The following is a 22489-nucleotide window of genomic DNA, read 5'->3' on the forward strand; positions in this document are numbered from 1 at the left end:
GATGTATTGATGCGCGTGTTTCGTTCACTGATCCTGCTGCTGACCGTAGCCCTGACGCTGGCCGCACCAAACGCCTTTGCCGAGGGGTCGTATCAGGTCGAGACCATCCTGTTCCGCCAGATCGGCGAAGCGGCTGCCACGCCGCAATTTCCTCCGGAGCACTGGGATGCCGGCGCGACCAGGGTCACGGCGCAGAATCAGCGCAGCACCTCGCTCAATGCGCTGGTCGACAAGCTTCAGGCCAGCGGCCAGTATCAAGTGTTGCTGCACCGCGCCTGGCAACAGAAGATCGGCAGTGAACCCGGCGTGATGGCGGTCACCGACGGTCAGGAACAGTTCGGGCATTATCCGGTCGAGGGCACGTTGAAGCTGGCTATCGCCCGCTTTACCGATTACGAAGCCGACTTCTGGGTCAACCAGATCGACGCCCACGGCCAGTTGGTCAGCAGCGAGCGCTTGAAGCAGAGCGCACGCATCAAGAACGGCGAACTGACCTTTCTGGATTACGGCAGCCTGGCGCTGCTGGTCAAGGTTTCGCCGCTCTGATCCTCTTCTTCGTCCACGGGGCGAGCGCTTAGGCGCTCGTCTTTTTTTGAGCAGCACAAGGGTTTTGCACACCGGTGTCATCCATTCTCGAAAAAGTCCTGGCTCGCCCCTGGAAATACCTGTTCAAACCCCAGACGCTTGAGCGCGGGCGCGACTATGCCCTGCAAAAACGGATCATGCTGGAGCACAGCAGTGACCAGGTGATCCGTACTCAATGTCGCGGCAGCGGGCTGGATCGCTACACCCAGACGCTGGTGTTCAAGGATCCTGCGCACTTCAGCGAGTACCTGGTGTGTACCTGCACCTGCCCGGTGCGCAAGGACTGCAAGCATTGCGTGGCCGCGCTGTACTACCTGCAAGACCCGCGCAACCGCGAAACCCTTGGCCTCAAGGCGCCGCCCGAGCCGCGCGCCACGCTGCCCGAACGGCTGATCGACGACCTGATGCCCAAGCCGCGGCTGATTCTGGCCAGCGTCGAATTCAGTGCCTTCGAGCCGCGCAACGGGCGCATGCAGCGCCAGGTCCAGCACCGGGCGGCGCTGGCGTTCGCCTACGGCAAGCACTACGCGGTGGGCACCACCCACGTGAGCATTCTGACCAGCACGCTGGGCAGCGATCTGGTCAACCAGAAAAGCGACATCATCGAGCACACCGCCAGCGAAACCCTGCGCATTCGCCGCCAGGGCGAGCAAGAGCGTCTGTACCGCCAGCAACTGGCCAATCTCGGTTTCAAGATCGCCACCCGGCAAAGCAAGGCACTGCCCGACAGCGCCGGCGAAATGTACGAGTTGCCCAACGACAAGGCCTGGCTGCATTTCGTCCTCGACGAACTGCCCAAACTGCGCGAGCAAGGCTGGGAAATCCAGCAACAGGACAGCTTCGGCTTCAATGTCACGCCGGTCGATGACTGGTACGCGGTCATCGACGAACAGACCGACCGCAACTGGTTTGACCTCGAGCTGGGGATCATCGTCAACGGCGAACGCCTGAGCCTGCTGCCGATCCTGATCAACCTGCTGCGCAGCCACCCCGAACTGACCAGCCCGGCAGCGGTGGCCAAGCGTGGCGATGAAGAACAACTGCTGGTGCAGCTTAACCCGCGCGATCTCGACGGCGGCGCACCGGTGCAGATCGCCCTGCCCTATGGCCGGCTCAAGCCGGTGCTAGCGACGCTGGGCGATTTCTACTGGCGCGAAAACGACAGCAACGTCCTGCGCCTGAACACCGCCGACGCCGCACGCCTGACCGAACTCGACGACCTGCCGCTGTCCTGGCAAGGCGGCGACCGGCTACGGCAGTTCGCCGATCGGCTGGCCAACATCAAGGATGCACCGGTCGATTTGCCTGAAGGCCTGAATGCACGCCTGCGCCCGTATCAGCTCGAAGGCCTGAGCTGGATGCAATCGCTGCGCGAGCTGGAAGTTGGCGGCGTGCTGGCCGATGACATGGGTCTGGGCAAGACCCTGCAAACCTTGGCGCACCTGTTGCTGGAAAAACAGGCCGGGCGTCTCGACCGGCCGGCGCTGGCGGTGATGCCGACCAGCCTGATCGGCAACTGGCTCGACGAAGCGGCGCACTTTACGCCGCAACTCAAGGTGCTGGCACTGTACGGCGCACAGCGTCATCAGGACGTTGCCGACCTGCGCGACTACGACCTGATCCTGACCACGTACGCCCTGTTGCCGCGCGACCTGGAGCATCTGCAAAAGCTGCCGCTGCACGTGCTGATTCTCGATGAAGCGCAGTACATCAAGAACCCCAAGAGCAAGGCCGCCCAGGCCGCCCGCGAACTGACTGCGCGCCAACGTTTGTGCCTGTCCGGTACGCCACTGGAAAACCACCTGGGCGAGCTATGGTCGCTGTTTCACTTCCTGATGCCCGGCTGGCTGGGCAGCAGCAAGGAGTTCAACAGCAATTACCGCACCGCCATCGAAAAACACGGCAACCGCGACCGCCTGCTGCATTTGAATGCGCGCATCAAGCCGTTCTTGCTGCGCCGCACCAAGGAACAGGTGGCCACCGAACTGCCGTCCAAGACCGAAATCGTGCATTGGGTCGAACTCAACGACAGCCAGCGCGATGTGTACGAAACCGTGCGCCTGGCCATGGACAAGAAGGTCCGCGACGAGATCGGCAAGAAAGGCATGGCGCGCAGCCAGATCGTGATTCTTGAAGCGCTGCTCAAGCTGCGCCAGGTGTGCTGCGACCTGCGGCTGGTCAACGACAACCCGATCAACCCGCGCCACGGCAGCTCGGCCAAGCTGGGCAGCCTGATGGAGATGTTCGAAGAGCTGCTGGCCGAAGGACGGCGGATTCTGCTGTTTTCGCAGTTCACCTCGATGCTCAGCCTGATCGAGCAAGAGCTGAAACAACGCGGCATCGCCTATGCCCTGCTCACCGGCGCGACCCGCGACCGGCGCACGCCGATCCGCGAGTTTCAGGAAGGCCGTTTGCCGGTGTTTCTGATCAGCCTCAAGGCCGGCGGCACCGGGCTTAACCTCACCGCCGCCGACACCGTGATCCACTACGACCCGTGGTGGAACCCGGCCGCCGAAAACCAGGCCACCGACCGCGCTTATCGCATTGGCCAGGACAAGCCGGTGTTCGTCTACAAGATGATTTCCCGTGGCACGGTGGAAGAAAAGATCCAGCGCCTGCAACAGGAAAAGACCGCACTGGCCGCCGGCGTGCTGGACGGGCGCACCAGCGGCGACTGGAAACTGGGCGAAGAAGACCTGCAAGCCTTGTTCGCCCCGCTGCCACCGGTGCCGAAAAAAGCCCGGGGCTGAAACGCGACATCACCCCACCAGCGCAATCAGCTGCTGGCGCTGGGCGTCGGTCAGGGTCGGGCCGGCACCGGCGCCTGCGTTTTCAGCCATGTAGCGCGGATTGCCGGTGCCGGGAATGACGCAGGTCACCGCCGGGTGCGCGAGCAGGAACTTCAAGGCCAGTTGCGGCCAGCTGGTGACTTGCACCTGCCCTGCCCAGCCCGGCAAGGGTTTGCTCTTGAGCCGCGACAACAGCCCGCCGCCACCGAACGGCCGGTTACAGATCACCGCCACGCCGCGTTCGCGACACAGTGGCAACAGGCGCTTTTCGGCTTCACGGTCATCCAGCGCGTAGTTGATCTGCAGAAAATCCAGCGCCTCGGCCTTGAGCACTGCCTCGACCTGATCGTAGGCCGAGGCGGTGTAATGGCTGATGCCGATGTAGCGAATCCGCCCCTGCGCCTTCCAGTCACGCAGCACCGGCAAATGGCTCTTCCAGTCGACCAGATTGTGAATCTGCATCAGATCGATACGATCGGTGCGCAGCAACCGGAACGACTCTTCCATCTGCGCGATGCCTTCCTCGCGGCCCCGCGTCCAGACCTTGGTGGCCAGGAAGGCCGGGGAGCGCGGTTCGTGGATCGACAGCAGCTCGCCGGTCACCGCTTCGGCGCGGCCATACATGGGCGAGCTGTCGATCATGCTGCCACCGGCGGCGAACAAGGCATCGAGCACCGCCCGAAGCGGCTTGTAGGCGTCGCTGCCAATCTCGACATCGAAACCGCGATAGGTGCCCAGGCCGATCACCGGCAAAGGTTCGTTGCTCGACGCAATGACACGGGTCTGCATGGCGTGGCCTCCTGCGGGTAAGGATCCTGAAGGTGAGGATTTGGGGCTGCTCACCGGCGTGTCGCTGCCGGCGGCCGAGTCGAAGGCCAGCGCCGCCGTGGCGCCGGCCGCCAGGGTCAGCAGGTGGCGACGGGTCAGGCGGTTTGAGCTCATGCGGGTTCTCCTTCTACGACGACAAAGACCAAGCCTAGACCCAATACAGGCCTAAGGCTTGTTTGCCGCCACAGGACTGGCCCCCAACTGTCGCCACATGGCGCGAGTGATTCGTTGCCGGTGTTGATAGCCCGCCCAGGGATCCTCATGCAGTTTTCGCAAGCGCTCTTGCAGGTTGCCGATATGCCACTGCGCCGCCGACTCAAGGCCTGCCAGCTCATCACGGGCAATGGGCACCGACACCGGCAAGCCTGGTCGCGCCCGCACTGACCATGCGCTTACCGTGCTGCCGCCACGGGTGTTGCGCAGGTAATCGATGAAGATCTTGCCGACCCGGTTTTTCGGACCGGCGGTGGCACTGAAGCGCTCAGGCAGTTGCCCGGCCATGAAACCGGCGATGGCTTTGGCAAAGCCCTTGACCTCATCCCAGCCGGCATGCCGGGCCAACGGCACGACAATATGCAACCCCTTGCCGCCGCTGGTCTTGAGAAACGCCGCCAGCCCCAGCTCGTCGAGCACCGCCAGCACCATTTGCGTGGCCTCGATCATGCTGCGCCACGGCAATGCCGGATCGGGGTCCAGGTCCAGAATCAGTCGATCAGGCGTTTCGATGCGCTCGCTGGTGGCGCCCCAGGTGTGAAATTCGACCGCGCCCATCTGCACCGCGCCGATCAGCGCCGCGAGGGTGTCGATCTGCAACAGCGGCGCATGGCCCGGGTCCAGCGCAGGATCAAGCCGGGTGATGTGCGGCAACGCCAGGTGCTCGGCATGTTTCTGAAAAAACTGTTCGCCCTGCACGCCTTCCGGGCAGCGCAACAATGCCACCGGCCGCCTGGCCAGCTCGGGCAGCAGCCAGTCGGCGATCGACTCATAAAACTGCGCCAGTTGCCGTTTCTGCGTGCCGCTGTGCGGGTCAATGATTCGCTCGGGGTGCGTGATCGTCACTTCAGCGATGACCGGCTTGCCGTCGGCAGGCGCGTGCGGGTACTCGCGCACCACATCACGGGCCGGCTTGTCGCTGCGCAGGCTCACGAAAGATGCCTGGCGCAACAGGCCGTCGCGGGTCCATTCGGCAAACTGCACCTCGCCCACCAACTGCGGCTTCACCCACTGCACGCCACGGCTCGAGGCCGGGCCTGATGCCTCGGCCAGCGGCGAGCGCTCACACTGCAACGGTTTGAGTTGCTCGCTCAGGTGCTTGAGGGCGGCCATGGAAAACCCCGTGCCGACGCGGCCGGCATACACCAGCGCCTCACCCTGGTAAACCCCCAGCAACAAGGCCCCAAACCCGCGCCGCCCGCCTTGGGGCGCGGTATAGCCGATGATCACGAACTCCTGGCGCAGGCGGCATTTGAGCTTTATCCAGTCGTTATTACGCCGCCCCGCATAAGGGCTGCCGCTGTGCTTGCCGATCACGCCTTCCAGTCCCAGCGCGCTGGCGCTTTCGATGATCTCGCGCGGGCTGGAACGAAAGGCATCACTAAAGCGCAGCAACGATTCATGGTGCCCGGCCAATGCCTGAGACAAGGCCTGGCGCCGCGTTTCCAGCGGCGCCTGCCGCAGGTCGTGGCCATCGAGCCAGGGCGCATCGAACAGGTAATAAAGAATCGACTGGTCGCGCCCTTCTTCGAACGCGCGCTGCAAGGCCTGAAAATCCGGCAAGCCTTGATCGTTGAGCACCACCACTTCGCCGTCCAGCCAGCTGTCTTGCAGACCGAGCGCTGCCAGCGCCTTGACCAGCCTGGGCATGCGCCGGCTCCAGTCATGGCCGTTACGGCTGAGCAGGCGCACCTTGCCGTTCTGGATGCGGGCCATGATGCGGTAGCCGTCGAACTTGATTTCATACAGCCATTCGCCGCTGGGCGGGGTGTCCACCAGCGTCGCCAGTTGCGGCGTCAGGCTGTCGGGAAAGGCCTGTGACTTGACCTGCGTCGACGCCTTGCCCAGCACGCTGTCGGGCTGCTCGCGGGTGATATCGAATTCATCGGCAGGACGGGCCATGGCGTCTTTGGCCTTGATCAGCAGCCATTGCTGCTTGCTGCCGCTGCCCTTGAGCCGGGTACGCACCAGCGCCCAGTCGCCGTTCAGTTTCTCGCCTACCAGGGTGAATTCCAGCTTGCCGGCCGCATAGGCCTGGCGTGGGTCGCCATGCGGCTGCCAGACCCCGCGATCCCAGACGATGACGTCACCGGCGCCATATTGCCCGGCCGGAATCTGCCCCTCGAAGGTGGCGTAGCCCAGCGGGTGATCTTCGACATGCACGGCCAGGCGCTTTTGGCTGGGGTCAAGGCTCGGCCCCTTGGGTACGGCCCAGCTTTTAAGGGTGCCGTCCAGTTCCAGGCGAAAGTCGTAGTGCAGGTTGCGCGCATCATGTTTCTGGATGACAAACCCCAGCGCGGCGTTTTTGCCTGTACCACGGCGTTCGGGCGCCGATCCGGGTGCCGATTCGGGAGGCTCCGGGGTGATATCGAAACGTCGCTTGCGGGTGTACTCGCTGTCAGGGCTGGCCATGGCAATGGATCTCCTTCACATCTCTCATGAGGCCTTGCGCGGCTTTTTGCTCTTGTCGCCAGCAGCCTTTTTACTCGGCGTGCGTTTGGCGCTGCCGCCCTTGCCCGCCAGGCTGCGGCGCAACAGGTCGGTCAGGTCAATGACATCCGCGCTTTGCCGCTCGGTCTCTTGCTCGTCAGCGCCCACGGTTTGCAGCTTGCCATCGCGGGCCTTGGTCTCGACCAGTTTCATGATCTTGTCCTGAAAGGTGTCGCGGTAGTCGTCTGCCTTCCAGTCGATGCTCATGTCCTTGACCAGACGCTTGGCCATGTCGCGCTCGCGCTTGGTCAGCTCGGCCTTGGTCACCGAGTCATCGAGCTCCAGGGTTTCCGCCAGGTCACGCACTTCGCTGGGCCAGCGCAGCATCACTAGCACCAGCGCCGAATCCAGCGGCATCAGCGCGGCCAGGTGTTCACGGGTGTGCAACACGACATTGGCGAGGGCGACCTTTTTGCTGTCGACCAGGGTTTCGCGCAACAACGCATAGACTTTCTCACCGCGCTTGTCGGGTGCCAGGTAATACGGCGTGTCGATGTTTTGCAGGGGAATCTGACGGCTGTCGACAAAGCCGAAGATCTCGATGGTCTGGGTCGCCTTGGGGTGGGCTGCGTGAATTTCTTCTTCACTGAGGACGATGTAGCGGCCCTTCTCGTACTCGACGCCCTTGACGATATTTTCGGCGCTGACTTCCTTGCCAGTGACCTTGTTGACGCGTTTGTAACCCACCGGGTCCATGCTGCGCTTGTCGAGCCAGTCGAAATCGACCCGCTGCGACGCCGTCGCCGAGATCAGCCCCACCGGGATGTGCACCAGCCCGAAACTGATCGCGCCCTTCCAGATTGCCCTTGCCATTGCATTAATTCCTGCAGGTGGTGTTCACGGATGACCGGGCGGATTTTGCAAAAGTTTCACCGCCCGGACAGGCGTGATCGGTCTGAAAGGCTTGGCCACAGCGGACGCTGTTTCTACAGCAACAGTGAGCCACTGTAAGCACACAGACAGTTGTGGCTCACATATTCATTTCAGGTCTAAAAATATGGTTTTACGTTCTTTTGCGGAATATTTCTGACCCTTTATAAAGGCTGTCACTGATGCACCGCGCCCCCAACTGTCGCGCAGACGACAGTGGCTCAATCGACCCGGTGTTGCGCCACTTACAGCCCAAGGATCTGTCATGAATGTTTTCTGGTTTCTCCCCACTCACGGCGATGGCCACCTTCTCGGCACGACCAAAGGCGCGCGCCCGGTCACTCTCAATTACCTCAAGCAAGTGGCTCAGGCGGCCGACGACCTGGGTTATTACGGCGTACTGATCCCCACCGGCCGCTCCTGCGAGGATTCGTGGGTGGTGGCCTCGGCCCTGACGCCGCTGACCCAGCGCCTGCGCTATCTGGTTGCGATTCGCCCGGGGATCATCTCCCCCACCGTGTCGGCGCGCATGGCCGCGACCCTTGACCGGTTGTCCGGTGGACGCCTGCTGATCAACGTGGTCACCGGCGGCGACCCGGACGAGAACCGGGGCGATGGCATTCACCTGAGCCACAGCGAACGCTACGAAGTGACTGACGAGTTCCTGCAGATCTGGCGCCGGGTGATGCAAGGCGAAGCCGTGGACTTCAAGGGCAAGCACTTGCACGTCGAAAACGCCAAGGCGCTGTATCCACCTCTGCAACAGCCTTATCCGCCGCTGTATTTCGGCGGCTCGTCGGACGCAGCGCATGACCTGGCGGCCGATCAGGTCGATGTCTACCTGACCTGGGGCGAGCCGCCGGCAGCGGTGGCGGCGAAGATTGCCGATGTGCGCGAGCGCGCAGCGCGCAAGGGCCGCACCGTGAAGTTCGGCATTCGCCTGCACGTGATCGTGCGTGAAACCAGCGAGGAAGCCTGGAAAGCTGCCGACACCCTGATCGCCGCAATCAGCGACGACACCATTGCCGCCGCGCAGAAATCCTTCGCCCGCTTCGACTCCGAAGGCCAGCGGCGCATGGCGGCCCTGCACGACGGGCGCCGCGACAACCTGGAAATTGCCCCGAACCTGTGGGCCGGCGTCGGCCTGGTGCGCGGCGGTGCCGGTACCGCACTGGTCGGCAACCCGCAGGAAGTGGCGGCGCGCATCAAGGAATACGCAGACCTTGGCATCGAGAGCTTTATCTTCTCCGGCTACCCGCACCTTGAAGAGGCCTACCGCTTTGCCGAACTGGTGTTCCCGCTGCTGCCCGAGCCCTACGCGAGCCTGGCCGGGCGTGGCATCACCAACCTGACCGGGCCGTTCGGCGAAATGATCGCCAACGACCTGCCGCCACAGCAGCAGGCCAAGTAATGGCCTTGCCGTTGACCGCCATTGCAGCCGCCTTGCCGGCCGCCACGCAAGTGTTCGAGGACCCTAAATCCCGGGCGTTGCTGGGGCATATCCGTCAGGTGGCGCCCAGTGAAGCCAGTGTGCTGATCATTGGCGACACCGGCACCGGCAAGGAACTGGTCGCGCGGCAGATCCACGACCTCAGCGCCCGGCGTGCCGCGCCGTTTGTGGCGGTCAACTGCGGGGCGTTTTCCGAATCGCTGTTCGAGGCCGAGCTGTTCGGCCACGAAAAAGGCGCCTTTACCGGTGCCCATTGCGCCAAGGCTGGCTGGTTCGAGGCGGCCAACGGCGGCACCCTGTTTCTCGATGAGATCGGCGACTTGCCGATGTCGATGCAGGTCAAGCTGCTGCGCGTGTTGCAGGAGCGCGAGGTGGTGCGCCTGGGTTCACGCAAGAGCCAGCCCATCGATGTACGAGTGCTGGCGGCCACCAATGTGCACCTGGAAAAAGCCATCAATGCCGGGCACTTTCGCGAAGACCTGTTTTACCGCCTCAATGTCGTCAGCCTGCAGCTTTGCCCGCTGCGCGAGAGGCCCGGCGATATCCTGCCGCTGACCCGGCACTTTATCGATGCCTACCGCCAGCGCCTGGGCTTTGCCCCGGTGCGCATCAGTGCCGAGGCCGAATTGCGCCTCAAGACCTATGACTGGCCGGGCAATATCCGTGAGCTGGAAAACGTCATTCATCACACTTTGTTGCTGTGCCGTAACGACCTGATCGAAGCCGGTGACTTGCGCCTTTCATCGATGCGCATCGAACGCCAGGAAACACCGGCCCGCAGTGATGAATCGGCCGACAGCCTGCTGGCCCAGGCCTTCGGCAAACTGTTCGAGCAACAGGCCGGTGCCCTGCATGAAAAAGTCGAGGACGCGCTGATTCGCGCCGCCTACCACTTTTGCCACCGCAATCAGGTGCACACCGCCAACCTGCTGGGCCTGACCCGGCATGTGACGCGCAGCCACCTGATCAGGATCGGCGAGCTGAACGTCAACAAACGCCGCGCCGGGGAAAACCTGCAAGGCGACAGGGTGCTGAATCTGTCGGTCTGAATGAGCGTTGCTCAGCGTGGCGCAACCTGGCTCATGACCTGAAAACTGGCGAAGGTCGCGGCGCGCACCCGGTGCTGGCGCATCAGCCCCTGTACGTCCTGCACGCCGGCCTCGACATTGCGCAGCGCCGCCTCGCAATCCTCACGCGATCGCCACAGCACCTGATGCAGCACCCGCAACCCGTCCTCGCTGGCCTGCACCGTGGCGCCGATAAAACCGGGGCAGGTGCAGGTGAACTGCTCATCGACTGCGGTCAGTGCCGCGATCAACCGCGACTGCTGGCGTGGGTCGACGCTGAATTCGACAAGTTGGCTGTAGGCAGGCATGGGCTTCTCCACTGGTTGGCATCCGGGCAGTTGCAGGTAATGCAGTTGCAGGTAATGGCTGCGAAGGGTAAAACCTCTAGTTAACTTGAGGTCAAGCGCAGAGTTGCCAGCATGAGCAAAACACCGGTGATCGGCACCCAGCCGTTATTGAGCGTCGGGCAACTGGCGGCGCGCAGTGGCGTGGCAGTCACGGCGCTGCACTTCTATGAAAGCAAAGGCTTGATCAGCAGCCAGCGCAACGCTGGCAACCAGCGCCGCTATGCACGGGAAATGCTGCGCCGTGTCGCGCTGATCAAGGTTGCCCAGCGCCTGGGCATTCCGCTGGCCAATATTCATGCAGCCCTTGAAGCGCTGCCGCATGGGCGCACGCCGACCGCCGAAGACTGGGAAAACCTGTCGCTGCGCTGGAAGGCCGAGCTGGACGAGCGCATTCAGCGCCTGAGCGAGCTGCGCGATCAATTGACCGGCTGCATTGGCTGCGGTTGCCTGTCGATGAAGGCCTGCCCGCTGCGCAACTGGGGCGATGAACTGGCCAATAAGGGCGCCGGGCCGCAACTGCTCGATCAGTCCTGAGTCAACCTTGCGGCCAGCGCCTTGGCCTGGCTGGCGACATCGGTGACCGCCGTGCTTTCCCACCATAAGCCGCGCAATGGCGGGCCCATCGCGAACAGCCTTGAAGCGCACTGGCCCTGAGCATCACGCACCGCGCCACCCGCGTCGGCATCGATGCCCAGTGCCAGCGGTCCCGGACGGATCAGGCCACGCGCCAGCAACTGGCGCGGCAACGGACGGTCGACGCGGCGCCAGTCGTATTCGATGCCGGTGGAGTTGATCAGCGCGTCACCGGTTATCAGCACAGGTTGCGACTCGCCACGCCGGCGCACGCGAACCTGCACCGTTGCACCGTCCCGAGCGCCCAGGCCCTGCAAGGTCGCCGCCTGAATCGTCAGCCGGCCCTGCTCGCGCAATTGTTCCAGCAGTGCCGCGCCTTGCGGCGGCGAGCGGTGGTGATGGCTTTCCCACCACGGCCGCACATGGCGCACGAACTGGCGGCGCTGGCGGTCGCTGGCCTGGCTCCATAACCTGCCGATATGCGCACGCACGGTGTCCAGCGGCGCCTGCCAGTCGATGCCGTGCTCAATGGCCTGGCGGCACTGCTCACGCACCGCGTGCAGCAATTGCCGCGGGCTACGAATGGCGTGGTCTGCGGCGAGAAAATCGATCCATTGCGGCGGCTGGCGGCGCACATGCGGCCAGAGCCCGTGACGGGAAAACACCTCGATGGGGCCGCGATGCCCGGCCTCGCGCAAGGACACCAGCGCATCGACCATAGTCAGGCCGGCGCCGATGATCAGCACCCGCGCCTGGGCATCAAGCTCGCGCAGGGCGGCTACATTCCAAGGATCGAGGGACGCGGCATTGAGCCCGGTCGATGGGTATTGAGGCGTGCGTGCGGCGGCATACATGCCGGTGGCCAGCACCGCCTTGTGCCCGCGCAACAGCCGGCCATCGTTCAGGGTCAGCGTGACGCCTTCGGCATCGACTTGCAGATCGACGACCTCAGCCTGGGTATGCACAAGCGTCGAGCCGTATTGCAAACCGAGCGCTTGCGCCTCTGCCAGCCGTTGCTGCACATACCGGCCAAACAGGCCACGCGGCGCAAACAGTTCGGCGACCGGCACGTCTTGCGCATGCGCTTCAGGCCAGCCGCCGGCGGCCAGATGCGCGCTCAACCATTGGGTCAGGTCATCGGCGTTGTCCGGCTCGACACTCATGCGCGCCGCATTGCCATTCAGGGTATGGCCAGGCTCGGTAGCGCTGTAGGCCTCGCCTCGCCCCAGCTCGGGACGCGGTTCGATAACCACCAGCCGGCGTGCACCCGGCAGGCGCAGCAACTGCATGGCAAGCAGGCTGCCGCTCAGGCCGCCGCCCACAATCAGTACATCGGCGATCTCGGTCAACGTTGAGTCCTGATGAACAAGGGGATGGATTTACAGCACTACGTTGCGCACAAAGCGCAACAGCGTCGTGCCGTCATTGCAGAACGCATGCGTCTGGTTGCTGGGGAACATGAAGAACTCGCCAGGGCCAACCTGTTGCGGTTCGTGCTCGCCCAGAACCAGGCTCAAATGGCCCTCGATCACATACACCTGCTCGCTCCAGCCCTCAGGGTCGGGCTCGGATTCATAACGGTCGCCCGGCTCCAGGCAGAACTCCCACAGCTCGACTTCGCGCCGGGCCGTGGCCTTGGACAACAGCACCGCCTTGCTGCCGGGCTGAGTGCCGGCCCAGGCCAGTTCGTTGATGCGGCTGTGATCGCGCAGTTCCGGCGCCTGGATCAGGTCGCTGAACGCCACCTCCAGCGCCTCGGCCACCCGGTCCAGGGTCGCCAGGCTGACATTGTTCTCGCCGGCCTCGATGGCCACCAGCATGCGCCGGCTGACCCCGGACTTGTCGGCCAGGGCACTCTGACTGATGCCGGCGGCATTGCGCAGGCGTCGCACGTTCTGGCTGACGTGCTGCAACACCGGCGCGCGCGGGGAAATTTCTTTGTGCATGGTAGTGCTCACTTAACGCTGTTGCGCATTATACTGCCCACTTTGCGACACAATGTGTCACCCTTTTCTGTCCCTGCACGCCTCACCCTTTGGTAATGACATGAATTTCCCTCGCCGCCTGCCCCGCGTCAGTAAAGCAGAAGCTGTACTGATTTTTATCACCATGCTCTGGGGCGGCACCTTTCTGCTGGTGCAGCACGCCATGACTGTCAGCGGCCCAATGTTTTTCGTCGGCCTGCGCTTTGCGGCGGCGGCCGCCATTGTCGCGCTGTTCTCGATGAATGTATTGCGCGGCCTGACCTTGCTCGAACTGCGCGCCGGGGTATTTATCGGTGTGTCGATCATGCTCGGTTACGGCTTGCAAACCGTGGGCCTGCAAACCATCCCCAGCAGCCAGTCGGCATTCATCACCGCCCTTTACGTCCCCTTCGTGCCGTTGCTGCAATGGCTGGTACTCGGCCGGCGCCCCGGCATTATGCCCAGCCTGGGCATTGCCCTGGCATTCACCGGACTGATGCTGCTGTCGGGCCCGGAAGGCGCAGCGCTGAACTTCAGCCCCGGCGAAATCGCCACCATTATCAGCGCGGTCGCCATCGCTGCCGAGATCATCATGATCAGCGCCTACGCCGGCAAAGTCGACGTGCGCCGGGTCACCGTGGTGCAACTGGCCACCGCCTCGCTGCTGGCCTTTCTGATGGTCGTGCCGACCGGCGAACGCCTGCCCGATTTCTCCTGGCTGCTGCTGGTCACCGCACTGGGCCTGGGCGCGATGAGCGCGGTGATTCAGGTGGCGATGAACTGGGCACAGAAAAGCGTTTCGCCCACCCGCGCCACGGTGATCTACGCCGGTGAACCGGTGTGGGCCGGCATCGTCGGCCGCCTGGCCGGTGAGCGTTTGCCGGGGCTGGCGTTGCTGGGCGGCGCGCTGATTGTGGCCGGGGTGATTGTCAGCGAGATGAAACGCCGGCCTGTGGTGCAAAACGATGAGAGTGAAGCACCTGAGGTTTTGCACAGGCACGATTGAGGCACACCGCTGTAACGGCCTGAGCGCAATGCCAGGCCGTCTGTTTTTAAACACACGCAATCTGCGTGGCAGTGATCGCTTCTCCCTTCTGAACACTCCCCTCAATGCACGATTAAAACTGATAAACCTTAAATCTTTATTCAACCAATCGAATTCAAGGAAGATTCCCACAACATCGATCAAAAAAGCCTGATAGCCAAACCTTTCTACCAAGAACACTATCCAGTCAGCCCGCAACACTTTGCAACGATAAGACACGCCTTCACGTCACTGGGGCTGATCATCAGCTTTTGACAGGCAATGAGCGCGGCACCCTACACATATACAAATAGACAACTACTGCCTGCTTTTTTGAGCAGCGCGTGCCTGCCTGTTTAAAAATAGAATTTGAGAGATTAATCATGAACTATAAAAACAACATGCTTACCGCTTTGATTGCAATCACTCTACTGACCAGTACGCTGGCACAGGCCGGGCCGCCTGTGACGATCACGATCAAGAACCTGAGCAGCCAGACTGCGAATTACCACGCCGACAGCACCAATGGCGCGCAAACAAGAGCCCATGCCCTGCCAGAACCGAGCGCCGCCATCGACCCCATGAGTTCGGATACTTACAAGGTCGAAAACCCCGCCTTTCCATATATCACAACAGCTTCAATGCGTTACACCATTGGAAATAAAACTTGCAACTTCACAACGTCCTACCTGAACACTATTGCTCCGGGAGGGCTCTTTACCGGCACGACCAAACAGGCGCCGAAATGGAATAAAAAAGCCATGGGTAACAGTGGCGCGACCTGCACGGCAACTATCACTTCCACCCACTTCACCAACCACTCATGGCACGTCGTATTCACCATGAAATAACCCCATCGCACTGCTTCGTCAACACGGGTCAAAAACATTCAAGTGGGCGAAGCGTCGCGTGTTCTCTTTCAACCCGACACTCTCTCTATTGGAGTTCATCATGATCAACATGAAGATGTCCGGCACGTCGCTCGTTGATAAGTTTCTAGCCTATAAAACTGCGCAGCAAGATAAAAACCTGCCAACGACTGCGCCGCCCTTTTCAAATGCTGCCATGCCTGGCGAAGTCAATAAAATCGCGCCCGCCTCCCGTCAATTGAGTGAAGCACTACAACGTGCCGAGCAACGTGACGCCTCTTTGGGCCGGGATGGATTGCGGCAGCGGTTTCAAACCGCACTGGATCAGATCTGGCCAGCGGACTATATAAAGGGCAGCGGAAAAGATAATGCCGAACGGCCTAAGACAGACGATCCGGAAATACTTGCCAGAGCCAGAAAGGCCACCCACTTTGAAAATGGCACAGGCCCCAACCCGTTCAAAAGCATGCGCCCGGAATTGCTGACAGCCATTGCTTATGACGACAGCGGAACCTTTACGCTTAACGAGCGGCGTGCGGCACGCACAGAATCCTGTGACCAACACCAGGCCTGGGGCCTCAAAGTCATTGCCGAGGCCACCGAGGAATACAACCGCACCGGGCGGCACAGCAAAATCTATGGCCAGGTCCTTGAACACTACAAGTCCCAACCTCTGATCGAAAAGGCCCAGTTTTCCGAAGACTATGAAAAGAACCTGATCGCCAGGCGCGATGAGGCGCTGCGTCTTTCAGGCAAGAAGGCGCCAAAGCCTTCGACCTACGAGATGATTCGCGAATGGCGTGCCAAACAACCGCGCCTGACCACGTTGTTTTCCATGCTGGCCGGCGTGTCCCCGGAAACACCGCAACGGCTGCCCAGTGGCCGGGGGGCGAAGTTCACGAATTTTCGATTGCTTGCCGCCAATATCGAGCATCCCTTCGTCAAGGCGCCACGTTCGAGCACCCAGTCCAGTGAAGCGTTGTTTAAAGAGCTGTCGAAATAGCCCTGTATATGAGCGATCCACAACACCTGCACGACCTAACGGTATTGATGACCGGGCAGGCCGCACGACACGATTTTCCCCTTTCCCCGGCACCTTCCCTCACTGCGCACGGTCGTAGCTGATAGCCCTGAGCCACCCAGCTGCTCGTCCATCCGAAACTGATATCGGTTTTTCAGACACGTTTTGTAGGAAAATTCGACAAAAGCGCGTTTGGACATGCACGCTCTGGCACGTATGATGCTTAATATTTCTCCGCAGATTAGAAGCCTATGTCCTTGATAGTTCTCCTGCTTCTGCCTTTCATCGGCAGCTGTATAGCGGCTTTTTTGCCGCACAACGCCCGTAACGCCGAGTCCATTCTGGCAGGCCTGATTGCTCTGACCGGCGCCATACAGGTTGCGTTGTGGTACCCGCAAATTGTCGATGGCGGGGTCATTCGCGAGGAGTACTTCTGGCTGCCCAGCCTGGGCCTGAACTTTGTGTTGCGCATGGACGGCTTTGCCTGGCTGTTCTCCATGCTGGTGCTGGGCATCGGCGCGCTGGTGTCGCTGTATGCGCGCTACTACATGTCGCCGGACGATCCGGTGCCGCGCTTTTTCGCATTTTTCCTGGCATTCATGGGCGCCATGCTCGGCCTGGTCATTTCCGGCAACATCATTCAGATCGTATTTTTCTGGGAGCTGACCAGCGTCTTCTCGTTCCTGCTGATCGGCTACTGGCATCACCGTAACGATGCACGGCGCGGTGCCTATATGGCCTTGCTGGTCACCGGTGCCGGCGGCCTGGCGCTGCTGGCGGGCATGCTGATCCTCGGCCATGTGGTCGGCAGTTATGACCTGGACCGGGTGCTGGAAGCCGGCGATGCGATCCGCGCGCATGCGCTGTACCCGGTGCTGCTGACCCTGATTCTGATCGGCGCGCTGAGCAAGAGCGCGCAGTTTCCGTTCCATTTCTGGCTGCCCCACGCGATGGCGGCGCCCACGCCGGTGTCGGCTTATCTGCACTCGGCAACCATGGTCAAGGCCGGGGTGTTTTTGCTGGCGCGGCTATGGCCGGCGCTGTCGGGCACCGAGCAATGGTTCTGGATCGTCAGCGGCGCCGGGGCTTGCACGCTGATACTGGGCGCCTATGCGGCGATCTTCCAGAATGACCTCAAGGGCCTGCTGGCCTACTCGACCATCAGCCACCTGGGCCTGATCACTTTGCTGCTGGGCCTGAACAGCCCGCTGGCCGCGGTGGCGGCGGTGTTCCACATTCTTAACCACGCAACGTTCAAGGCCTCGTTGTTCATGGCCGCCGGCATCATCGACCACGAGAGCGGCACCCGCGATATCCGCAGGCTCAGCGGCCTGTTCAGGATGATTCCGTACACCGCGACGCTGGCCATGGTCGCCAGCGCCTCGATGGCCGGGGTGCCGTTGATGAACGGCTTCCTCTCCAAAGAGATGTTCTTCGCCGAAACCGTATTCATCAGCTCCAGCCTGTGGGTCGAGATCGCCTTGCCGGTGATCGCGACGATTGCCGGGGCATTCAGCGTCGCCTATTCGCTGCGCTTTACCGTCGATGTGTTCTACGGCCCGATGGCCAAGGACCTGCCGATCACCCCGCACGAGCCGCCGCGCTGGATGCGCATGCCGGTCGAGTTTCTGGTGCTCACGTGCCTGGTGGTGGGGATTTTCCCGGCCCAATCGGTCGCGCCGTTGCTGGCCGCTGCCGCGCAACCTGTGGTCGGTGGCGAGTTGCCCGAGTACAGCCTGGCGATCTGGCACGGCCTGAATCTACCGATGATCATGAGCCTGGTGGCCATGGGCGGCGGCATTCTGTTGTACCTGCTGCTGCGCAAGCCGTTGCGCAACGAGCGCTTCAACGGTCCGCCCGTGATTGGCCGCCTGAACGGCAAGCGCTCGTTCGAGCGCATTCTGGTGGTGCTGATGCACTGGGCGCGGCGCTTCGAGCGTCAGGTCAGTACGCGCCGCCTGCAGCCGCAGCTGTTTGCCCTGGTACTTGCAGCATTGGCGCTGGGCTTCATGCCGCTGTATTTCAGTGGCCTAAGCTGGGGCGACCGGCCGAAGATTCCGGGCTCCGGGGTCTTTGTCACCTTGTGGCTGATTGCGATTGCCTGCGCCCTCGGTGCGGCCTGGCAAGGTAAATATCACCGTCTGGCGGCACTGATCATGGTCAGCGTCTGCGGGCTGATGACCTGCATCACCTTTGTCTGGTTCTCCGCGCCGGACCTGGCCCTGACCCAGCTGGTGGTCGAGGTGGTCACCACGGTGTTGATTCTGCTCGGCCTGCGCTGGCTGCCACGTCGTAGCGAAGACGTGCCGCCGGCCATCAGCACGCGCTTGCGGGCTCGTGGTCGCCGGGTGCGCGACCTGACCCTGTCGGTTCTGGTCGGTGCCGGCATGGCCACGCTGTCCTATGCGATGTTGACCCGCCAGACCCCCAACATGATTTCGTCGTTCTACCTGAGCCGCGCCTTGCCCGAAGGCGGCGGCACCAACGTGGTCAACGTCATGCTGGTGGACTTCCGTGGTTTCGATACCTTTGGCGAGATCACCGTGCTGGGCGTGGTGGCGCTGACCGTGTTCGCCCTGCTGCGCCGCTTCCGCCCGCCCAAAGAGAGCATCGCGCTGCCGGCCCAGCAGCGCCTGCTGGCCCGCGATGTGGTCACCGACCTGGTCAACCCGCGCAGCGCCAGCGACACCGCGCTGGGCTTCATGATGGTGCCGGCGGCGCTGGTGCGCCTGCTGCTGCCGGTGGCGTTCATGGTCTCGATGTACCTGTTCATGCGCGGCCATAACCAGCCGGGCGGCGGGTTTGTCGCGGGGCTGGTGATGTCGGTGGCGTTCATCCTGCAATACATGGTCGCCGGTACCCAGTGGGTCGAGGCGCACATGAGCCTGCGACCCCAGCGCTGGATCGGCACCGGCCTGTTGTGTTCGGTACTCACCGGCCTGGGCGCGATGGCCTTGGGTTATCCGTTCATGACCACCCATACCGCGCATCTGGACCTGCCGATCCTGGGCGAGATTCATGTCGCCAGCGCGCTGTTCTTCGACATCGGCGTCTACGCCGTGGTGGTCGGCTCGACACTGTTGATTCTCACCGCACTGGCGCACCAGTCGGTGCGCAGCCATCGCCCGACGCTGTTGCCCAAGCCGATTGCCAACCCGCAGCCCGGCCCGTCCGCAACCGCTTCACCAGCACCCGCATTACCGACACCCGCCCCATCGACGAAGGGAGCCCTGTAAATGGAAGAAGTCATTGCCGTTGCCATTGGCGTGCTGGCCGCCTCAGGGGTCTGGCTGATCCTGCGCCCACGGACCTTTCAGGTGATCATGGGCCTGTGCCTGCTGTCGTACGGGGTCAACCTGTTCATTTTCAGCATGGGCAGCCTGTTCATCGGCAAGGAGCCGATCATCAAGGACGGCGTGCCGCAGGACCTGCTCAATTACACCGACCCGCTGCCCCAGGCGCTGGTGCTGACCGCCATCGTCATCAGCTTCGCCATGACCGCCCTGTTTCTGGTAGTGCTGCTGGCCTCGCGCGGCCTGACCGGCACTGACCACGTAGACGGTCGGGAGCCCAAGGCATGAGTGTGTTGAACCAACTGATTGTCATCCCGATCCTGCTGCCGCTGCTGACCGCTGGCCTGATGCTGTGGCTGGGCGAAAAGCACCGGCCGCTCAAGGCGCGCATCAACCTGCTGTCGACCCTGATCGGCCTGGGCGTGTCGATCCGATTGCTGATGGAGGTGCAAGCCACCGGCAGCATGGGCTCGATCGGCGTGTACATGCCGGGCAACTGGGAAGCACCGTTCGGCATCGTGCTGGTGGTCGACCACCTGTCGGCCCTGATGCTGGTGCTGACCGGCATCATCGCCGTGTGCGCGCTGCTGTTTGCCCTGGCCCGCTGGGACAAGGCCGGCGCCAGCTTCCATGCCTTGTTCCAGATGCAGTTGATGGGCCTGTATGGCGCGTTTCTGACCGCCGACCTGTTCAACCTGTTCGTGTTTTTCGAGGTGCTGCTGGCCGCCTCCTACGGCTTGCTGCTGCATGGCTCGGGACGTGCGCGGGTGTCGGCAGGCTTGCATTACATTGCAATCAACCTGCTCGCCTCTTCCCTGTTCCTGATCGGGGCGGCGTTGATCTACGGCGTCACCGGCACGCTGAACATGGCCGATCTGGCGATCAAGATTCCGCAAGTGCCTGAGGCCGATCGTGGCCTGCTGCATGCGGGTGCTGCGATTCTGGCCACGGCGTTTCTGGCCAAAGCCGGCATGTGGCCGCTGAATTTCTGGCTGGTGCCGGCGTATTCGGCCGCCAGCGCGCCGGTGGCGGCGATGTTCGCAATCATGACCAAGGTCGGCATCTACACCTTGCTGCGCCTGTGGACCCTTCTGTTTTCCAGCCACGCCGACGACTCGGCGTACTTTGGCGGTGACTGGCTGATCTTTGGCGGCATGGCGACCATCGTCACGGCGGCGGTGGCGGTGATCGCCGCGCAGCGCCTGGAACGCATGGCCAGCCTGAGCATTCTGGTCTCGGCAGGCATCCTGCTGTCGGCCATCGGCTTTGCCCAGCCGAGCCTGACCAGTGGCGCACTGTTTTATATGGTCAGCTCGACCCTGGCGCTCAGCGCGTTGTTTTTGCTGGGCGAACTGATCGAACGTTCGCGCTCAGCCAACCAGTTCGGCGACGACGAAGAGGCTGATCAGCTGCCGCACAACCTGGAATCGCTGCACCCGCCGCGTGGCAGCAACCTCGACGAAGAAGAGAACATCGTGGTCGGCCAGGTCATCCCGATGACCATGGCGTTTCTGGGCTTGTGCTTTGTCGCCTGCGCCCTGCTGGTCATCGGCATGCCGCCGCTGTCGGGCTTTATCGGCAAGCTGACCCTGCTCAGCGCCCTGCTCAACCCGCTGGGCCTGGACGTGGCACAGGATGAGCCGCTGTCGATTCAGGCCTGGATGCTGATCGCCCTGCTGATTTTCTCGGGCCTGGCCTCGCTGATGTCTTTCGTCAGGCTCGGCGTGCAGCGCTTCTGGACGCCTTACGAGGTTTCGCCACCGATGCTGCGCCACAGCGAATACCTGCCCATCGTGGTGCTGCTGGGCTTGTGCATTGCGCTGACCTTCAAGGCCGAAGCCTTGCTGCGTTACACCCAGGACACGGCGGCGGCGCTGCACGAACCGCTGCAGTACGTGCAATCGGTGATGGCCACGCGGCCGGTGCCGGGGCCGCTGGTCGAGACGGTGCAAGGGGTGAAACCATGAAACGCTTTTTCCCCGCTCCGTGGTTTTCTCTGGCCCTGTGGGTCTTGTGGCTGGTGCTGAACCTGTCGCTCAGCGCCGGGCACATTCTGCTCGGTGCGCTGCTGGGCTTTCTGGCGCCGTTGATGTTCGCTTCATTGCGGCCCATGCCGGTGCGCATCAGCAAGCCGGGCACGATTGTGCGCTTCATCCTGCGGGTGGGCGTCGATGTGCTGGGGTCCAACCTGCAAGTCGCCCGCTCGGTGTGGACGCTGAAGAGCCGGCCGCCACGTTCGGCCTTTGTCAGCGTGCCACTGGAAATGCGCGATGCCCAGGGCCTGGCGGCACTGGCCATGGTCTGCACCGTGGTGCCCGGCACGGTGTGGTCGGAACTGGCTCTGGACCGCAGCATTTTGCTGATGCATGTGTTCGACCTGGACGACGAAGCGCAATTCATCGAGCACTTCAAGCGCACCTATGAGCGTCCCTTGATGGAGATTTTCGAATGAGTGCCCTGCTCAATATCGCCATTCTGATCAGCCTGTCGATCTTCGCCCTGGCGATGGTGCTGACCCTGGCGCGCCTGTTCAAGGGCCCTTCGGCCCAGGACCGGGTTCTGGCGCTGGACTACCTGTACATCATTGCCATGCTGATGATGCTGGTGCTGGGCATCCGTTATGCCAGCGATACCTATTTCGAAGCCGCGCTGCTGATTGCCCTGTTCGGCTTTGTCGGCTCGTTTGCGCTGGCCAAATTCCTGCTGCGCGGAGAGGTGATCGAATGACTAACCTGCAAGAGTTGCCCCTGTGGGTCGAGATCATCACCGCAGCGTTGCTGCTGATCAGCAGCCTGTTCACCCTGACCGGCGCCCTGGGCCTGCTGCGCCTGAAAGACTTCTTTCAGCGCATGCACCCCACGGCGCTGGCCTCGACGCTGGGCGCATGGTGCGTGGCACTGGCTTCGATCCTGTATTTCTCGGCGCTCAAGCAAAGCCCGGTGGTGCACGCCTGGCTGATCCCTATCCTGCTGGCGATCACCGTGCCGGTCACCACGCTGTTGCTGGCACGCACCAGCCTGTTCCGCAAGCGCATGGCGGGTGATGACGTGCCGCCCGAGGTCAGCGGCGACCGGCCCGAGCACAGACCGGTCGACAGTTGAGCGCG

General features: G+C 62.5%; 20 protein-coding genes. 14 read left to right on the top strand and 6 right to left on the bottom strand.

All coding sequences use genetic code 11. The features are described 5' to 3' along the window. Window positions 1-9: 9 nt before the first annotated feature. Both ACYAS9_RS29830 and ACYAS9_RS29835 read left to right on the top strand, forming a co-directional pair. Window positions 10-546: a CsiV family protein gene (locus ACYAS9_RS29830; protein WP_463572095.1), complete on the top strand. Its 537-nt coding sequence runs from the start codon at window positions 10-12 to the stop codon at window positions 544-546. A gap of 74 nt (window positions 547-620) precedes the next feature. Continuing rightward, window positions 621-3335 carry a DEAD/DEAH box helicase gene (locus ACYAS9_RS29835; protein ID WP_463572096.1) on the top strand — a complete coding sequence of 905 codons (2715 nt, stop codon included), beginning with the start codon at window positions 621-623 and terminating at the stop codon, window positions 3333-3335. Window positions 3336-3344: 9 nt separating this feature from the next. Here the strand turns inward: ACYAS9_RS29835 and ACYAS9_RS29840 are convergent, their stop codons facing one another. From ACYAS9_RS29840 to ku, 3 genes are all read right to left on the bottom strand, one after another. Further along, a complete protein-coding gene (locus tag ACYAS9_RS29840; RefSeq protein ID WP_463572194.1) occupies window positions 3345-4163 on the bottom strand; it encodes an aldo/keto reductase in 819 nt (272 codons plus the stop codon). 204 nt (window positions 4164-4367) lie between these two features. Further along, on the bottom strand, window positions 4368-6827 hold the full coding sequence (gene ligD / locus ACYAS9_RS29845) for a DNA ligase D (protein WP_463572097.1): 2460 nt from the start codon (window positions 6825-6827) through the stop codon (window positions 4368-4370). A 24-nt stretch (window positions 6828-6851) separates the two neighbouring features. Further along, window positions 6852-7718 (bottom strand): non-homologous end joining protein Ku, encoded by an 867-nt coding sequence (ku, locus tag ACYAS9_RS29850; RefSeq protein WP_463572098.1) that lies wholly within the window; start codon window positions 7716-7718, stop codon window positions 6852-6854. Window positions 7719-8040: 322 nt separating this feature from the next. On the opposite strand from ku, the gene ssuD reads away from it, so the two are divergent. Both ssuD and ACYAS9_RS29860 read left to right on the top strand, forming a co-directional pair. Beyond that, window positions 8041-9186, top strand: a complete 1146-nt coding sequence (ssuD, locus tag ACYAS9_RS29855) for an FMNH2-dependent alkanesulfonate monooxygenase (protein ID WP_463572099.1) — start codon at window positions 8041-8043, stop codon at window positions 9184-9186. After that, window positions 9186-10274, top strand: a complete 1089-nt coding sequence (locus tag ACYAS9_RS29860) for a sigma-54 interaction domain-containing protein (protein ID WP_463572100.1) — start codon at window positions 9186-9188, stop codon at window positions 10272-10274. The genes ssuD and ACYAS9_RS29860 overlap by 1 nt, the downstream gene beginning before the upstream one ends. Before the next feature lie 11 nt (window positions 10275-10285). Here the strand turns inward: ACYAS9_RS29860 and ACYAS9_RS29865 are convergent, their stop codons facing one another. Next, entirely contained in the window at window positions 10286-10600 is a 315-nt protein-coding gene (locus ACYAS9_RS29865) for an antibiotic biosynthesis monooxygenase (RefSeq protein WP_463572101.1), read from the bottom strand. Between the two features lie 111 nt (window positions 10601-10711). Between ACYAS9_RS29865 and soxR the strand changes: the two genes are divergently transcribed. Then, window positions 10712-11173 (top strand): redox-sensitive transcriptional activator SoxR, encoded by a 462-nt coding sequence (gene soxR, locus ACYAS9_RS29870; RefSeq protein ID WP_463572102.1) that lies wholly within the window; start codon window positions 10712-10714, stop codon window positions 11171-11173. Here the strand turns inward: soxR and ACYAS9_RS29875 are convergent. Both ACYAS9_RS29875 and ACYAS9_RS29880 read right to left on the bottom strand, forming a co-directional pair. Beyond that, complete coding sequence (locus tag ACYAS9_RS29875) at window positions 11164-12561, bottom strand: FAD/NAD(P)-binding protein (protein ID WP_463572103.1); 1398 nt, start codon at window positions 12559-12561, stop codon at window positions 11164-11166. The genes soxR and ACYAS9_RS29875 overlap by 10 nt on opposite strands. Before the next feature lie 30 nt (window positions 12562-12591). Continuing rightward, the gene (locus ACYAS9_RS29880) at window positions 12592-13158 is read right to left on the bottom strand and encodes a helix-turn-helix domain-containing protein (RefSeq protein WP_463572104.1); all 567 of its coding nucleotides are present in this window, start codon (window positions 13156-13158) and stop codon (window positions 12592-12594) included. Between the two features lie 100 nt (window positions 13159-13258). Here ACYAS9_RS29880 and ACYAS9_RS29885 point away from each other — a divergent pair, with 100 nt between their 5' ends. The 9 genes from ACYAS9_RS29885 to ACYAS9_RS29925 all read left to right on the top strand — a co-directional run bounded on the left by ACYAS9_RS29885 (window position 13259) and on the right by ACYAS9_RS29925 (window position 22484). Next, entirely contained in the window at window positions 13259-14182 is a 924-nt protein-coding gene (locus tag ACYAS9_RS29885) for a DMT family transporter (protein WP_463572105.1), read from the top strand. A gap of 401 nt (window positions 14183-14583) precedes the next feature. Next, the gene (locus ACYAS9_RS29890; protein ID WP_463572106.1) at window positions 14584-15051 is read left to right on the top strand and encodes a hypothetical protein; all 468 of its coding nucleotides are present in this window, start codon (window positions 14584-14586) and stop codon (window positions 15049-15051) included. Between the two features lie 100 nt (window positions 15052-15151). Continuing rightward, window positions 15152-16072 (top strand): hypothetical protein, encoded by a 921-nt coding sequence (locus ACYAS9_RS29895; protein WP_463572107.1) that lies wholly within the window; start codon window positions 15152-15154, stop codon window positions 16070-16072. Between the two features lie 269 nt (window positions 16073-16341). Further along, window positions 16342-19326, top strand: coding sequence for a monovalent cation/H+ antiporter subunit A (locus tag ACYAS9_RS29900; protein WP_463572108.1), 2985 nt, complete (start codon window positions 16342-16344; stop codon window positions 19324-19326). After that, a complete protein-coding gene (locus ACYAS9_RS29905) occupies window positions 19327-19671 on the top strand; it encodes a Na+/H+ antiporter subunit C (protein WP_459745120.1) in 345 nt (114 codons plus the stop codon). It abuts the gene before it with no gap. Then, window positions 19668-21350, top strand: a complete 1683-nt coding sequence (locus ACYAS9_RS29910) for a monovalent cation/H+ antiporter subunit D (RefSeq protein WP_463572109.1) — start codon at window positions 19668-19670, stop codon at window positions 21348-21350. Before ACYAS9_RS29905 ends, ACYAS9_RS29910 begins: the two co-directional genes overlap by 4 nt. Then, entirely contained in the window at window positions 21347-21835 is a 489-nt protein-coding gene (locus tag ACYAS9_RS29915) for a Na+/H+ antiporter subunit E (protein ID WP_463572110.1), read from the top strand. The genes ACYAS9_RS29910 and ACYAS9_RS29915 overlap by 4 nt, the downstream gene beginning before the upstream one ends. Beyond that, a complete protein-coding gene (locus ACYAS9_RS29920) occupies window positions 21832-22110 on the top strand; it encodes a K+/H+ antiporter subunit F (RefSeq protein WP_463572111.1) in 279 nt (92 codons plus the stop codon). The genes ACYAS9_RS29915 and ACYAS9_RS29920 overlap by 4 nt, the downstream gene beginning before the upstream one ends. Further along, complete coding sequence (locus tag ACYAS9_RS29925) at window positions 22107-22484, top strand: Na+/H+ antiporter subunit G (protein ID WP_463572112.1); 378 nt, start codon at window positions 22107-22109, stop codon at window positions 22482-22484. Before ACYAS9_RS29920 ends, ACYAS9_RS29925 begins: the two co-directional genes overlap by 4 nt. Window positions 22485-22489 lie beyond the last annotated feature (5 nt).

It is taken from the genome of Pseudomonas sp. HP_08 (assembly GCF_055284095.1).